Origin of the sequence: Nitrobacter sp. TKz-YC01 (genome assembly GCF_047824785.1) — a bacterium.
In the GTDB taxonomy this organism is placed as follows: Bacteria; Pseudomonadota; Alphaproteobacteria; order Rhizobiales; family Xanthobacteraceae; genus Nitrobacter.
In genome coordinates this window covers 1,490,593-1,505,709 of the sequence record NZ_CP181167.1, presented here as the reverse complement: position 1 = coordinate 1,505,709, position 15,117 = coordinate 1,490,593, and the positions used below count along the sequence as shown (strand labels likewise).

Annotated in this window: 11 protein-coding genes and 1 pseudogene; 6 read left to right on the top strand and 6 right to left on the bottom strand. The window is 62.8% G+C overall.

What is annotated here, in order from left to right:
• Positions 1 to 379: 379 nt before the first annotated feature.
• Positions 380 to 1,246 carry a flagellar biosynthetic protein FliO gene (locus ACMYR2_RS07085; RefSeq protein ID WP_347265081.1) on the top strand — a complete coding sequence of 289 codons (867 nt, stop codon included), beginning with the start codon at positions 380 to 382 and terminating at the stop codon, positions 1,244 to 1,246.
• Positions 1,243 to 1,998 carry a flagellar type III secretion system pore protein FliP gene (gene fliP, locus ACMYR2_RS07080; RefSeq protein ID WP_347265082.1) on the top strand — a complete coding sequence of 252 codons (756 nt, stop codon included), beginning with the start codon at positions 1,243 to 1,245 and terminating at the stop codon, positions 1,996 to 1,998. Before ACMYR2_RS07085 ends, fliP begins: the two co-directional genes overlap by 4 nt.
• A gap of 151 nt (positions 1,999 to 2,149) precedes the next feature.
• Here the strand turns inward: fliP and ACMYR2_RS07075 are convergent.
• Positions 2,150 to 3,280: pseudogene (locus ACMYR2_RS07075) on the bottom strand (alginate export family protein); the annotation flags it as partial.
• Positions 3,281 to 3,346: 66 nt separating this feature from the next.
• On the opposite strand from ACMYR2_RS07075, the gene ACMYR2_RS07070 reads away from it, so the two are divergent.
• Positions 3,347 to 4,482 (top strand): IS3 family transposase gene (locus tag ACMYR2_RS07070; protein ID WP_416192834.1). Its coding sequence is split into 2 segments (ribosomal slippage): positions 3,347 to 3,617 and positions 3,617 to 4,482, totalling 1,137 coding nucleotides; the frame shifts between segments, so codons are not numbered across the junction.
• 445 nt (positions 4,483 to 4,927) lie between these two features.
• Here the strand turns inward: ACMYR2_RS07070 and ACMYR2_RS07065 are convergent.
• The 5 genes from ACMYR2_RS07065 to fliL form a co-directional block, all read right to left on the bottom strand.
• The gene (locus ACMYR2_RS07065; RefSeq protein ID WP_416193917.1) at positions 4,928 to 8,668 is read right to left on the bottom strand and encodes a tetratricopeptide repeat protein; all 3,741 of its coding nucleotides are present in this window, start codon (positions 8,666 to 8,668) and stop codon (positions 4,928 to 4,930) included.
• 101 nt (positions 8,669 to 8,769) lie between these two features.
• Positions 8,770 to 9,573: a flagellar protein FlbB gene (locus ACMYR2_RS07060; protein ID WP_347263933.1), complete on the bottom strand. Its 804-nt coding sequence runs from the start codon at positions 9,571 to 9,573 to the stop codon at positions 8,770 to 8,772.
• A complete protein-coding gene (locus ACMYR2_RS07055) occupies positions 9,570 to 10,004 on the bottom strand; it encodes a DUF6468 domain-containing protein (protein WP_347263934.1) in 435 nt (144 codons plus the stop codon). The genes ACMYR2_RS07060 and ACMYR2_RS07055 overlap by 4 nt, the downstream gene beginning before the upstream one ends.
• Entirely contained in the window at positions 10,001 to 11,206 is a 1,206-nt protein-coding gene (fliM, locus tag ACMYR2_RS07050) for a flagellar motor switch protein FliM (protein WP_416193916.1), read from the bottom strand. Before fliM ends, ACMYR2_RS07055 begins: the two co-directional genes overlap by 4 nt.
• Before the next feature lie 236 nt (positions 11,207 to 11,442).
• Complete coding sequence (gene fliL / locus ACMYR2_RS07045) at positions 11,443 to 11,934, bottom strand: flagellar basal body-associated protein FliL (protein ID WP_347263936.1); 492 nt, start codon at positions 11,932 to 11,934, stop codon at positions 11,443 to 11,445.
• A gap of 439 nt (positions 11,935 to 12,373) precedes the next feature.
• Here fliL and flgF point away from each other — a divergent pair, with 439 nt between their 5' ends.
• The 3 genes from flgF to flgA all read left to right on the top strand — a co-directional run bounded on the left by flgF (position 12,374) and on the right by flgA (position 15,114).
• The gene (gene flgF / locus ACMYR2_RS07040; RefSeq protein ID WP_347263937.1) at positions 12,374 to 13,141 is read left to right on the top strand and encodes a flagellar basal-body rod protein FlgF; all 768 of its coding nucleotides are present in this window, start codon (positions 12,374 to 12,376) and stop codon (positions 13,139 to 13,141) included.
• 12 nt (positions 13,142 to 13,153) lie between these two features.
• Positions 13,154 to 13,942 carry a flagellar basal-body rod protein FlgG gene (gene flgG / locus ACMYR2_RS07035; protein WP_011314414.1) on the top strand — a complete coding sequence of 263 codons (789 nt, stop codon included), beginning with the start codon at positions 13,154 to 13,156 and terminating at the stop codon, positions 13,940 to 13,942.
• Positions 13,943 to 14,010: 68 nt separating this feature from the next.
• Positions 14,011 to 15,114: a flagellar basal body P-ring formation chaperone FlgA gene (flgA, locus tag ACMYR2_RS07030; RefSeq protein WP_347263939.1), complete on the top strand. Its 1,104-nt coding sequence runs from the start codon at positions 14,011 to 14,013 to the stop codon at positions 15,112 to 15,114.
• Positions 15,115 to 15,117 lie beyond the last annotated feature (3 nt).

The following is a 15,117-nucleotide window of genomic DNA, read 5'->3' as shown; positions in this document are numbered from 1 at the left end:
AGGCAGAATTTGCCTTCCTTATGGTTAACGGCGGGTTAATGACGGGAAGGCTGGCGGTTCCCGCCCGAGCCGGCTTTTCCCTCAGGCGCGCTCGCCGGATCTTCCATTCGGCGGATTACTCACCACCAATGCGTTAACCACCCTTGTTAACCGGAACGCGCAACGCGCAGAAGTTGTTTTGGTCTGGTCGATTCATAGGTTATTAAGGGTTTATTCAAGGTGGTCAGCGGCAACTCTTGCCGGGCGGGATTAACAGACTGGGCCAAGGCTCGATCGTGACGGTCCCGATCTTAGCGATTTGATTGTCACGGGAGGGATGCCGGAAGGCGTTCAACGATCCAAAGCTGGAAAATAAGGCGCTTTCTGTCAGGGGCACAACATGCAGGCAGTCACATTCGTCATCGCATTCATTGTGGTCCTGGCGCTGATCGCCGGGGCTGCATGGCTCGTGCGGCGATTCGCGGGAGATCGTCTGGGCGTCAACGCCAATCGCGGACGCATGCCCCGTCTGGCGGTGATCGATGCCGCAGCGGTCGACGGACGCCGGCGGCTGGTTCTGGTGCGCCGGGACAATGTCGAGCACCTGCTGATGATCGGCGGCCCAACCGACATCGTCGTCGAGCATAACATCGTGCGTGCAGCTCCCGGACGCGATCAGGCGCCGCAACGCCCGCTGCCGGGCGGTGAAGCGCCGAGGCTGCCGCCGCTGGCCGAGGCAGGATGGACAGAGTCCGATGGCACGCGTTCCACTCCCCCCGATCATCCCGAGCCTCCGGAGCCGGAACTGCCGCGCCCGGCCCCTCGCCCGGCCTTCGCCGATACCGTGCGCAGGCCGGTCGCCGCCGAGCGCCGCAGCGACCCGCTGGCGGATTTCACCCCCGAGCCCATGAGCCGGACCGACATTCGCGGCAGCCGTCCCGCCCGACAGGAGCCGTTGGTGCCGCGTCCGGCACCGGCTCCGGCGCCAGCTCCGCTTCCTCCCGCGTCGGACGCGGATCAAAATCTCGCGGAGATGGCGGAACGTCTCGAAGCCGCGCTCCGGCGTCCCACGGGCGCCGGCAAATCTCCACCCGCAGCGCCCGGCACTTCCGACCCCCCGTCCCGTCCGCGCGGCTCGGAACTTTCGTCTCCAGCCTTGTCGCGGGGCGAACCGCCACCGGTGGCGCCGCCCGGTCCGAAGTCCGGGTTCGAGCATCTTGAGAACGAGATGGCGTCCCTGCTCGGGCGCGCGAAGTCGCCTTCGTGAGCGCGGCGAACCACCTGCGTAGAGTTTCATTCCTTCTCATTCTGATCACCGCCGGATCGCTCACCGATCCGGCGTTCGCGCAGGATATCAGCATCAATCTCGGCGGCGCCGGCAATGGCGGCGTCACCGAGCGTGCGATCCAGCTGATCGCGCTGCTTACCGTCCTGTCGATCGCGCCGTCGATCCTGATCATGATGACGTCGTTCACGCGCATCGTGGTGGTGCTGTCGCTGCTGCGCACCGCGCTGGGCACGGCGACCGCGCCGCCCAACTCCGTCATCATCGCGCTTGCGATGTTCCTCACCGCCTTCGTGATGGGACCGACGCTGCAGAAATCCTACGACGAGGGCATCAAGCCGCTGGTCGCCAACGAGACCACGGTTGAGGAGGCGCTGCAGCGCGCGTCCGTTCCGCTGCGCGGCTTCATGCAGAAGAACGTGCGGGAACAGGACCTCAAGCTGTTCATGGACCTGTCCGGCGAGCCGCCGCCGGCTACGCCCGCCGATCTTTCGCTACGCATCCTGATGCCGGCCTTCATGATCTCCGAATTGAAACGCGCCTTCGAAATCGGGTTCCTGCTGTTCCTGCCATTCCTGATCATCGATCTCGTGGTGGCGTCGGTCCTGATGTCGATGGGCATGATGATGCTGCCGCCCGTCGTCGTCTCGTTACCGTTCAAGCTGATCTTCTTTGTACTGGTCGATGGCTGGGCCCTGGTGGCCGGCAGTCTGGTGCAGAGCTACGGAACCTGAGCGGTACGTGCGCCCGCGGCTTGATGCCGAACCTTGATCGCACGCTTTCTCGGACGCCATGGATGAAGCAGACCATCTGCGGTCCCCTCTCCGACCACCCGTCAGCTATGCCATCGGAGTCGTTCATACCGGTTCTCGAAAAGAAAACGCTCTAAAAGAAGATCTGTGTCGCGAGATAGCCGTAGACCGTGTCACCTCCATCGGGCGCGTTGGGGGCATCGTGCAGAAATCTGCCTTTGAACAGATAGGCAGCTCCTGTTTCGAGCAGCATGGCATCGGGAACGAGCCAATATCGCAAGCGAGCCTCGATCTGGTGGCCGGCGAAGCGACCGGATTGGCCGGAGCGATCGCGCAACTTGGTCGCGCCGAAGACGTCGGTGGCGCTATCCAGCCAGATCGCACGGTATGTAACGAACGCATCCCAGATCGAGCTCGGCGTGACGTAAAGGCGCACAGCCGACGTGATCAGATTTGCCCGCGTCATCGGCCCGTACAGACTCGGCGCATTGTATTCACGGCGAACGCCGAACAGGCTGTCGAAACGGTTGAAGGTGGAGGGGTTGCCGTTGTCGCCACTGGCGTGATCGTATATCAGCGACAGCCGTGGGAGCCACGGCACAGCAAACGTGTAACCTGTCTCCGCATGAACGAAATAGGCTGAAACATCAAGGTCGCGCGTGTCGGTGACGGCGGTCGTCGCCCGGGCCAGACCCGCCTGATAAACACCCTCGAATTCATAATCGAACTTCCCGGGCTTCGCGCCCCGAAACAGCCGGGCGCCTGGGGTGAACAGCCGGCGGTTACGGGTCTGCATCGAGTTCAGCAGGCTCATCCCTGAATCCTGTTCGTACAGACCGTAGCCAAAGAGCTCCAGCGATCCGCCGAATACATCAGCAAAGGTATAGGAGCTGCCGTAAAACTGAAGATCCGGACTCTCCCGGTCATACTCGACCGCGTTATCGCGAACGCCCTGCGCATCATCAGGCAACCGGATGTGCGGCATGGTCCAGAACACCGTCCAGCGGTCCTTATTCGCACCCTTCCAGTCGTAGGAAACACCAGTGTAGGCGTTGGTGTTGTTACGATACTGCTGACGCGACATATAACGACGCGAGCCGACGTCTTTCGTGAAGCGACCGGCGGTGACGCTGCTCTTCGATCCATCGCCTGTGACGTCGGAGAGATCGAAGTTGAGATAAGCCTGCGTAAGCTCGAAAGCATTCACGTCCAGGGCGGAGACCACCGAGTTATTCTTCTGGAAGTAGCTTCGAGCATCCAACAGTGAGGTGGTGCCGGTTTCTGAGACAGGGGCATAAGGTGGATCGCCCGATGAAAAGGACGATCCGGTATGAAGACACGCAGACGATTTACGGCTGAGTTCAAGGCCAAGGTTGCGCTTGAGGCGATCCGTGGCGAGCGGACGATTTCGGAACTGGCGACAAAGCACCAGCTTCATCCGAACCAGATTACGCAGTGGAAACGGCAGGCCATCGAGAACCTGGCCAAGACGTTCGACGACAAGGCTGCTGATGCGCAGGTCGGCCGGGAAGCCGAGGTGACCAAGCTGCACGCCAAGATTGGCCAGCTTGTCGTTGAGCGGGATTTTTTGGCCAAGGCCTTCGATCGCTGAGCCTGGATCGGAGGAGAATGATGATTGACCCCGATCACAACCGGCTCTCGATCCGCCGCCAGTGCGAACTGGTCTCGATCTCGCGGGCGTCGTTCTACCGACAGCCCGCCGGCGAGACGCCCGAGAACCTCGAACTGATGCGCACCATCGACGAGGCCTTCATGGAGACGCCCTGGTATGGCTCCCGGCAGATGGCCCGGCATCTGCGGCGTCAGGGCTGGTGCGTGGGTCGCAAGCGGGTCCGGCGGCTGATGCGCAAGATCGGTCTGTCGCCGATCTACCAGGCGCCGAGAACCAGCGAGCCGCATCCGCAGCATCGCATCTATCCCTACCTGCTGCGGCACCTGGCGATCGAGCGGCCGGATCACGTTTGGTGTGCCGATGTGACCTATATCCCGATGCGGCGCGGCTTCCTTTACCTCGTGGCCATCATGGACTGGTTCAGCCGCAAGGTCCTGGCCTGGCGGTTGTCGAACACGATGGATGCCGACTTCTGTGTTGCCGCTCTCGAAGAGGCGATCGCCTGCCATGGCAGGCCCGACATCTTCAACACCGACCAAGGCTCGCAGTTCACTAGCTTCGCCTTCACGACGACGCTGAAGGATGCCGGCATCCGCATCTCCATGGACGGGCGCGGCCGCTGGATGGACAACGTCTTCATCGAACGACTGTGGCGCAGCCTCAAATATGAGTGCGTCTTCCTCAGCACATTCGAAACGGGAAGCCAAGCCCGCTGCGGCATCGGCTCCTGGATAGACTATTACAACCGGCGACGCCCGCACTCGACCTTCGCCGGCAGGACGCCCGACGAAGTCCATGCTATGGCGGAAATGACGGAGCAATTGGCGGCGTAGAAACGAACCCGATCCACCTTAGCCAGGCCGCCAAACTGTCTCACCAAGCGGGTCCACCTCAAAGCCTCGATATAGATATCGGTATATGCCGAGGTTGTCGGGTGTCAACACGCGGACAGCATGAGACAAAACATAAGTATGCTCATGACTCGAACGTCCGTGCGGAAAGAAAATCCTGAGCGCTTGAAGGCGGATTCTCAGAATTATGTACCACCTTGCGATCTCGCTTTGATGTCTCGATCAAAGACAAACCTGATGCAGGTTATCATTGTCTTCTCACAGGAGCGCGCTCGCTAGAGCATCGGACCCGAAAGTGGGAACCGGTTTCGGGATAAATCCGATGCTCAATCAATTAACTGGAGCGGCGGCGCTGATTCCATTTGACCGGCGGCCGCTCTAGCGATCGATATCCCGTCCGCACTGATGGCAACAACAAACGATCGAGTCAGCGTGATGCTTCCGCGCGCATCGAGTCGACGATCTGCGGCAACGCGCCGGTCGGAGATGGATCTGCTCCCGATTCTTCCGGCGACAGCATCCTATTCGCCGGCGCACCGGGAAAACGCGAGTTCATTTCGCGCAAGAAACCGCTCAGCGTATCCACCTTCGCCGCCATCCTCGCGATCTGTTCGAATTCGGCGCTGTTGCCCGCCGCCGGCTTGCTCGCGGTATCGAAAGCAAGTTTATCGGCGTCGCCGTTCATCAGCGGCGCGTACTTTTCGCGGAAGCGCGCAAGCCCGAGCGCGTCCTCGGAGAGAGCGTAGCCGATCACCGCGCGGATGATGTCGCTCTTCTCCGCCTGGGTCAGGGGGGTGAAATCACGCCAGCGCTCACCGTAGTAAAGCTCGATCTGTTCGGACGCTTCGCGCCAACGCCGTGACGCCCAGTAGATATCGGACCGTAATCGTATGGCCTCGCGTCCGTCGAGATTGGAGATGATGTCGAGGGCGAGATCGCGGCGGCCGATGTCGCTCTGCGCGCGCGCCTCGAGCAGCAGACGCTGCTGGCGTAGCGCACCGGCGAGATCAGCGATCCGCGTCGTGCGCAGCGCGGCGATCGCCCGGTCCGGCTTGCGGTTCATCAGGTAGACCGTCGCCAACCGGGCAGCGACCTGCGCGCGCGCCGCGCCCTCCAGGCGATGATCAACCTGATACTGCAGCAGCTCGCCCGCCTGATCGAGCAGATCGAAGGCAACCAGACGATCGGCGAGCCGCCGGATCATCTCGTCGCCGCGACGGCCGATCGGCGTCAAGTCGCGAAAATCATAGAACATCGCCAGCGCATCGACCGGCGGAAGATTGTCGCCTTTGGTGCTGAGAAAGAGTCTGACGAACAGTGCCGATGCGTCATCCTGAATCTGGCGTGACACCGCGGAATCCGGCTCCAGCCGCGTGGCCGTTCTTGAAACAGCCAGCGCCTCCGCATAACGGCTGGCGTCGATGTAGAGCGCCATCAGCATTTTCAGCGTCTGCACTTCCAGCCTGTCGCCGCGCCACATCACCGACAGCGTTTCGAGATCACGCAGCGCATCCTCCGGCTTGATCTCCTTGCGCTTCTGTCTCAACGCGATGCCGTGTATCCGCGCTTCGGTCGCGGCTTCGCGGTCGGATGAGGCCATCACCTCCCTGTACTGGGCAAGCGCCTCCTTCTCGCGCCCGAGCGCCTCGGACAGCCGCGCGCGCATCACCGCAATCCGGGGCTTAAACTCGTCAGGAATGCCGAGGGCGTCGATGTCGCTGCTGTACGAAGCGACGCCGGAAAAATCCCCGACCTCCAGCGAGGCCCGCATCGCCGCGGTGACAATCAGGCGCTGCAGATCGACCGGCAGCACCGATATGGCGAACTGGGCGTTCTTGAACTTCTCCCGCGCCTTCGCCCACTTCTGCTGCCGCGCGAGTGCAAGCGCCTTCCAAAGCTCCGAGTCGTAATTCGCTCCGATCGCCGGATTGGCGAGATCCCGCATGGCCGACGCTGTATAGTTCGTCAGCGAACTTGCGACCGAATGGATGATCAGCAAAACAGGATCCTGCTGACCGGGATTCGTTTCGGACAATGCGAGGTCGAGAACCGCCCTTGCTTCGTGATGGAATCCGCGCGCCATGTAGAACCGGGCGAGATCGATCCGCGCCGCGGCGCGCGCGTCATCGTCGTCCGCCGTTGACGCGGCATCGACCAGCTTATCGAGCCGTTCAAGGAAATCGGCTTTGCTATCGTTCTGCCATTGCCCGACATCGAAGATCGGCTGTGCCGCGGCCGCCGCGCGCCCCGGGACGGCATTGGCCGCCGACAGGGTAAGACCACCCTGCCGGGTCACCGTAACTTTGTCGGAAGCGACCTCGACGGCGATATCGTCGGATTTCGGTTCGATCACGACGCCATGGATCGACTCGCCCAGCGAGAACTCCACGAACTGCTGACGCCTGATCAAGCCGCGCGCCGGCGGCAGCGCGGTCACGACCATCAGGGTGTTGCCCGTGTCGGGATCGGCGATCCGGTGCAGCCTGCCCGCGCCTACGAGCGGCACGGTGACGCTGGCGTGAGCCCGATCGACGACATTGCGCTGCGCGGAGAGCGCGTGCGACGGTTGTTGCACGGCATCCGCAAAGGTCAGGATCCAGTTCCGGCCCGCTTCGGCGGATGTTGACCCTTCCGTGTCCGCGGGCGCAAGCGAAGCCAGTTGCGGGCGCGTCAGGCGGATACGAACGGCCTGTCCGTTGTCCAGTGGATGACGATCGATGTCGGTGATGAGCGACCCGCCTTCCTTCCGGATGGCGTCGATATCGATCGGCTGCTTCGAGTCGAACAGCAGCCACACCGTATCGGCTCGCCGAAACAGCGCCGCCGGCGCCGGCGCGCCGAAACCGAACCTCAGACGAAAGCCTTCGGTACGTCTCTCAACGTTGAGGGTCACTGCGCCATTCGCGACCCTCTCGCTCGATGCCGGAGCAGCCGCGGGCTCCGACACCGCGGCAGCATTCGCCGACTCCTGCTTGACGGAAGTATTGGTCTGTTTGTCATCGGCAGGCTTCGGTTCCGAAGCGTTTTCCTTTGAAGCGGCGGTCTCGGATATCGGCGCGGACGGCGCTTCGGCCGCAACCGGCTTTTCGATCCGGGGCTGAACAGGCGCGGGAGTCACGGCGACGGGCGCGGCTTCGGACTTCCTTACCGCCGGCGCGGGTTTGACATCAGCCGTCGGAGGTTTGGCCGCCAGTCCGGCCTGCTCCGCAACCGCCTGCGAGGCTGGCGGCGTTTCAGCCACCGCCTTTCCGTTTCCGGCGGCATCGGCCTGCGGCCGCGCCTCGGTTGATGCGAGCGACGCCGGCAGCACCGGTTTGCCGGTCTGCTGAAAGCCGATATCGACGATATAGTTTTTCTCCTCGCGAAACGAATGCACATCGACATCGCCGATCAGTTTGACGTCGATCCGCGAGCCCTCACCTTCGACCTTCTGCGCGATCTGCTCGACATTGGCCGGCGCCATCAGCTTCGCATCCGCCAGATCGAACGTCAGCGCCGGCCTGAACAGCAGCACAAGCTTCTGTTCGTTGAGTGCGGAAGATACGCCGGAGCCGTCGGGCAACTCGAAAACATAGCGCACGAAAGTCGGCTGCACTGAAGCGCGCACGCGAACCGGCGGCCGCTTCTTCGCCGCCTCTAAGCTGCGCTGTTCGCGCAAGGCGCGCTCCGCCGCGCGGGCGCGTTCCGCCAGTTCCCGAACCACCTCCTGCGGCAATCCCGGCGGCGGACCCTTCCACCCGTCAGGCATCAGATCGATGAATACGCGCTCGCCGGCGGTCATCGTGTTGACCGTGACGTTGCGCGCCAGCGCCAGACGAATGGCCGAACCGTCCGGATCGCGGCGCGCCGAAGCGACATAATCCGGCACCGCGACCGAGATCCTGTCGACGGGAATATCCACCGGCCGCTTGAATCGGATCACAAGAACGGCGCCCGCCACCGTCACCTCGGAGTCGACATCATCATTGAGCTTGAGGGCGAGGCGCGCAAAACCGTCCGAAGCTGAAAGGCTCGCCTCGCCGCGGACCGCCTGCGCGCGGCTTGCATCGGGAAACGCCGCGGTGAGCAGCAGAACGGCCGTTGCGAGCGTCGGAATAAGGCCGCGTCGAAACCACCGCGCGCAAGCGCGCGCTTGCGACCAACATCGAGCGGCAGTCGTCCGCGCCATCCTCAAATCGTCTCTCGACTCGAATCCAGAACCGGACGCTTCGCGCACCGGTAAGACCGAACACTAGGAGCGCGACATTAAGGGGCTGTTAAACAAGGATACTAATTGCGCCCCTGCGGCGTCGGCCTGCCCTCGATCTTCGGAAGATTGGAGGCAGAGGTCGTGCCGCCGCTAGCACGGCGCGCCAGCTCAACCGTCAATCGCTCCGCAGCCTCCGGCGACATCTGCCCGAGAATGTCGGACATCTTGCGCGGGGCGATCTTCGAGGCGATCTCGAACAGGACCGGCATTTCCAGCCGGTCAAACACCTTGGCCGCCTCCTTCGGCTTCATGTTCTCGTACATCGTCACAAGACCCTTGAAGCGTGCGATCTCGGCATCGTTCTTTTCCGCGGTCGCGGTCGCGATCCGCGCCTCGATGCCCTTCATCTGCTCGACGCGGCCCTGGATACGCTGCTCAGCGGCCTTCAAAAGACTTTCACGAATGTCAATTTCCCGGGCGCGCGCTTCGAGCTCTTCTCGCCGGCTTTGAAGACGCTCAAGAATGGCCCGCTCCGATGGCGAGACAGTCTGGCCCGGCTCAGGGAGGGTGATCGCACCCGCCTTCGCTGTTTCCGGCGTTCCGACCGCGGGCCTGGCTTCCTCGTTCTTCGCTTCATATTTCGCGGCATCGTCCTTGTGGGCGTCGCCTTTCTTCGCCTCGACAGATCCGGTGATGTCGCCCGCATCCGGAGCCCGTCCCGGAAAGTTCAGGTTCTCCTGCGCCCATGACTGGCCGGCCGCAGCCGGCTGCACATCGAAGACATAGCCGCCGTCGATCACGAGCCCCGCGACCTTGAGCACCGCAAGGCCGAAGATCGCAACCACGACGACGGGAATGACCCGGATGTCCCTGAAAGCACTCATGCGGCGAGGCCGTTTGCCCTTCTGCGTTCCGAAAATGCACGCGCCGCGGCTGCGACGGAGCGGGCATCGCTCGTCACGGGCTCCGGCTCCGGAGCCGCCGGTGGGCGTGCCGCAAGCGCGATCCTGGACAGCCGTCGCATGACGGCGTCGCCCTCCGACAATTGCTTCGCCAACTGACGTGACAGATCGGTCGCCGACGCAATCTGGTTGCCGAGATTGTCGTTGACGTCGCGCACGGTGTGCTTCAGTCCGCCGATGGCGCGCTCGGCGATCTCCGTCGCCGTGATCAGTTCGCTGATCGTCGCCTTCAACGACTGTTCATCCGCCCTCAGCCGCTTCAGCCGCTTGTTCAGCAGCATGCAGTAACCGATGGTCAGAACGAGAAGAACCGCGACAAGACTCTCGATCGCTAGTCCGAAAGAGTGGTTCATTGGGCCTCCATCATCTTGGTCTGCTCGTCCGCTCTCTCGAACATGGCGAATGTCGTGCTTGGTTTGCGCAAATGCCGCGATACGCGAATGGCGACGCGGTCGCCGACCCGCCCCATGCGGCCCTCGGTGAGCGTAACGCTGCCGCACCGAACCGCCACCGACGCATCGGGACGCATTTCAAGCGGGAGGGTATCGCCGACCTTCAGGGTCATGAGTTGCCTGAGCGGAATTTCGGCCTCGTACAAAACGGCGTCGACGGCGATCTGCGCCTGCGCGATCTCGGTGGCGAGGTGGCTTTCCCAGATCGGATCACGGCCGAACTTTTCACCCATGAACATCTGCAACAGGACGTTGCGGATCGGCTCAATGGTGGCGTAGGGAAGCAGCAGTTCGATGGTGCCGCCGCGATCTTCCATGTCGATCCGCAGCCGCACCAGGATCGCCGCATTGGCCGGGCGGGTGATCGCCGCGAACCGCGGATTGGTTTCGAGACGGTCGATCGAGAACGATACCGGCGAGAGCGGCCGGAACGCCTGCTCGGCGTCGGCCAGCACGACCTCCACCAGCCGCTTCACCAGATTGGTCTCGATCGTCGTATAGGGCCGCCCTTCGATGCGGAGCGATGACTGCCCCCGACGCCCCCCCAGCAAAACGTCGATCATGGAATAGATCAGGCTGGAGTCCACCATCGCCAGTCCGAAATTCTCCCACTCCTCGGCCTTGAACACGCTGAGCACCGCCGGCAGGGGTATCGAATTCAGATAGTCGCCGAAGCGAACCGAGGTGATGCGGTCAAGCGAGACCTCGACGTTGTCGGAGGTGAAATTACGCAAGGAGGTCGTCATGAGCCGCACCAGACGATCGAACACGATCTCCAGCATCGGCAGGCGCTCATACGACACCATTGCCGAGTCGATGATTGCCCGGATGCCCGAATGGTCGTCGAGGTTGATCTCGCCGACGCTGAAGCCGAGCAGGCTGTCGATTTCCTCCTGCGACAGAACCCGCTCGCCGCTGTTCTTGCCGCTGCCGAAATCACGGCCGCCGTCGTCGACCATGGCGGCCCATTGCTCCGCCATCGCGCCCGTGAGTTCATTGGCGGCAGCGGACTTCGCGGCTTCGGCAGGATCCTCCGAGTCGAGCGAGGCTTCCCACTGGGCTGCGATTGCATCCTGATCGATCTGATCGCTGTCGTTCGCCATGATCCCATTCCGGCGCAAGAGCGCGATTCAACTGCGTTGAATCAGACTCCGGCCTCAACTTTCTGATCGAGCATCATCTTCTCTGAAAACCGGCTTCCACTTTTCGGAATCATGCTCCGGAAACGATTGTCCGCTCGCGCATTCTTGCGGCGAACAGGTCATTCACTTCGCCGAACAACGCCAGCGCCCCGTACCCTTCAAACGAACTTCGGAAAACCGAAAGATGCCGGCACGCCTCACTGGATGACGACTTCCTTGAACAGCACCGCGTTGACATGATCGGGCGAGAGCACCGCGTTCACCCGTCTGGTCAGTTCTTCCTTCAGGCGAAACAGCCCCGCTGACCCGTTGAGATCGCTCGGACGCAGTTCGCGCATGTAAGTCTGAAACAGATCGGTGACGCGCGGCATCGCCGGCCTGATCTTCTCGACCTGCGGCTCCTCCTTCACCTCAAGGACGAGCTTCAGCTTCAAATATTGCACCCGCTCGCCGGGCGCGCCCACCAGGTTGACCAGCATGTCCGGGACATCGACGAAGGAAGGCGGCTTCGGCGGCGGCGCGGCGGCGTGCTGTTCGCCGCCGGAATGGTGGAACATGAAGAACCAGATGCTTCCGCCGGTGACGAGGAGCAACGCAGCAGCGCCGATCGCGGCGATCAGCTTGAACCTTTTCCTGACCGGCGGCGCGTTTCCATCCGCCGCTTTTCCCGTCTGATCATTCTCCGCCATCGTCAGCTCGCCCTTTCACCCAGGGTCGGTCCGATGCCGCCGAGCAGGCTGGATACGCAGAACAGATGCTGCCGGCGCACACGCGCCCTATTGCCTTGACACTCGCATTCCAGATCCGAAGTTCGTCGCCTCCCCGCGCGAAAAATACGGAGAACTTCTGGGCTGCCACACTAGGTCCGCAATGGTTAACGGAACCTTTCTTTTAACCATGACCAGGAAGATTTTGCCGGGCCGATATGGTCAACAGCACCTTAATTGCCGGCCTTTCTCCGGAACCATCTTCAGTAAACAACTGATAATAAACATCTTCCGGAGGTGGCACGCATTTCGCTACCCCTTTCCCCGAACTGAAGGCTTGGGAGAGCCTGAAGGTTCGATCGATCCGGTGCGGCGGCTTGGGAGAGCTGCCTCAGACAGATCTCCAAGGGGAGAACCACCGATGGAGAACACCCTCCTCATCGGACTGTCGCGGCAGATGATGCTCGAACGGCAGATGGATGTCATTGCGAACAACGTCGCGAACGTCACCACCAACGGCTACAAGGCCGACCAGTCGCTGTTCAACGAGTATCTGATGCCGGGCGCGCACGAAGACAACTTCGTCGGCCGCGACCGCCGCTTGAGCTTCGTCCAGGACCGCGCCACCTTCCACGACTTCGCCGGGGGCCCGACCGAGCAGACCAAGAACCCGCTCGATGTGGCCATCGATGGCGATGCGTTCCTGGTGGTGCAGACGCCGAACGGCGAGCGCTACACGCGCGACGGCGGATTGCAGATCAATGCGCAGGGACAGTTGGTGACGGCCGGCGGCCATCCGGTGCTCGGCTCCAACGGCCCGATCAGGTTTCAGCAGACCGACCGCAACATCACGATCTCCAATGACGGCACCATAACCGTGATCGAGGGCATCAACAACGCGACCAACGCAATCCGCGGCAGGCTGCGGCTGGTCTCCTTCCCGCAGGTCCAAAGGCTGGTCAAGGAAGGCTCCAACCTCTACGCCGCGGGCGAAGGCAACTTCGCCCGGCAGGATACGCAGGCGCGGATCAATCAGGGGTTCATCGAGCGTTCCAACGTCAATGCGGTGACCGAGATGAGCCGACTGGTCGAGGTGTCCCGCGCCTACACGCAGATGGCGACGCTATTGCAGCAGCAAAGCGACCTGCAACGATCCGCCATCGAAAAACTCGCCGACGTACCGGCATAAGGATTCCAGATCATGCGCGCTCTTTACACCGCCGCGACCGGAATGGCGGCCCAGGAACTGAACGTCCAGGTCATCTCCAACAACATCGCGAACCTGCGCACCACCGGTTACAAGAAGCAACGGGCCGCGTTTCAGGACCTGATCTACGATCACGTCCGCCGCGTCGGCGCTCAGGCGTCAACCCAGGGCACGATAATGCCCGTCGGCATCGATCTCGGCGGCGGCGTGAAAACTGTCGGAACGCCGCGGCAGATGAGTCAAGGCACGCTGTCGCAGACCGGTAACGATCTCGACATCGCCATTCGCGGCGAAGGCTTCTTCAAGATCCAGATGCCGGACGGCACCTTTCAGTACACGCGCGACGGCACGTTCCAGATGGACAACATGGGCCGCATCGTCAATGCGCAGGGCAATCCGGTGCAGCCGACGATCACGATCCCGCAAAACTCCGCGGGCATCACCATCAACGCGCAGGGCCAGGTCTCGGTGACGCTGCCGGGGCAGACCACTCCGACCGTGCTCGGCCAGATCGGCCTCACCCGCTTCATCAACAAGGCGGGCCTGCAGCCGGTCGGCGACAACAACTTCAAGGAGACGCCCGCCTCCGGTCCTTTCCAGGACGGCATCGCCAATCTCGACGGCTTCGGCGACATGCAGCAGTCGAACCTTGAGCAGGCCAATGTCGAGGTGGTGTCGGAAATCTCCGACCTGATTGCCGCCCAACGCGCCTACGAGATGAACGCCAAGGTCATCAGCGCCGCCGATCAGATGCTGCAATCCGCAGCCGCGCTGTTCCGCTAGAGCATGGCCCGAAAAGTGAAAACCGGCTGGACAAGATCATGCTCGGTCAAAAAGAAGCGAGGCTGATCATGGCCGTCCGCCCCCTCCTCGTCGCCGGCCTGTTGCTGACGGCGTCCGCCCCGGTGCTGGCGGGCAACGACGCGGCTGCGCGCCGCGCCGATCTTGCAAGCGCGTTCCAGACCGCCGCCGCCGTTCCGGCTCCCGTGCTTCGCGGCCGTGTCGACATTACGGACGAGATGGTGCGGATCGGCGACCTCGTCGATAACGCCGGCGACGCAGCGCAGATCGCGATCTATCGCGCTCCCGATCCCGGCACCACCGGCACCCTGCCGGCCGCCCGGCTGCTCGACGTTCTCCGCGCGCATCAGGTGATCGGCGTCGAGACTCACGGCATCAGCAGCGTCGCGGTGACGCGGCTGGCACGAACCCTCGATCCCGACGACGTCGAACTGCAGATCGCGGTCGCGCTCGAACACCGCAACGGGCTTGGCGACGCCAGGGATATGCTGCTGACTTTCGATAAAGACCTCAAGGCGATCCATCTCGATGCCGCGAACAATGGCGCGATCACTCCGGTGGTCACCCGGTTCGATCCGCGCAGCGGCCGCTTTGATGTCACGCTTGAAGTCGGAAACGACTCCGCCGCGGCGCCAACCCGCCTCCGCTTCACCGGCACAGCCGTGGAGACGGTCGAAGCCGCCGTGCTGGCTCGCGACGTCGACCGCAACACGCTGCTGAAATCTTCCGACATCGTCATCGAGCGTCGCCCCAGGGCCGAGGTCGGCAACAATGCGGCGAGCCGCGACCACATTGTCGGGATGCAGACGCGGCGGCAGATGCGCGCCGGTCAGGCGCTGCACGGCATCGACCTCACCAAGCCGGACCTCGTGCAACGCGACCAGGCGGTGACCCTGATCTATCAGACCGCGGGGATCTATCTCACCGTGCGCGGCAAGGCGACCGAGACCGGCACGGAAGGTGACGTCGTCAGCGTTCTCAACCTGCAATCGAACCGCACCATATCCGGCGTGGTGGTCGGGCGAGGCCAGGTGTCGGTGTCGCCCCCCGCGCCGGTCGTCCCACACCGACTGGCGAGCGTCGAACCGCCGGCGGAGGCGACAGCCTCGGTCTCCGCCGGGAGCAACGCGCCCGCATCCTCGAAAGCCGAGTAACGT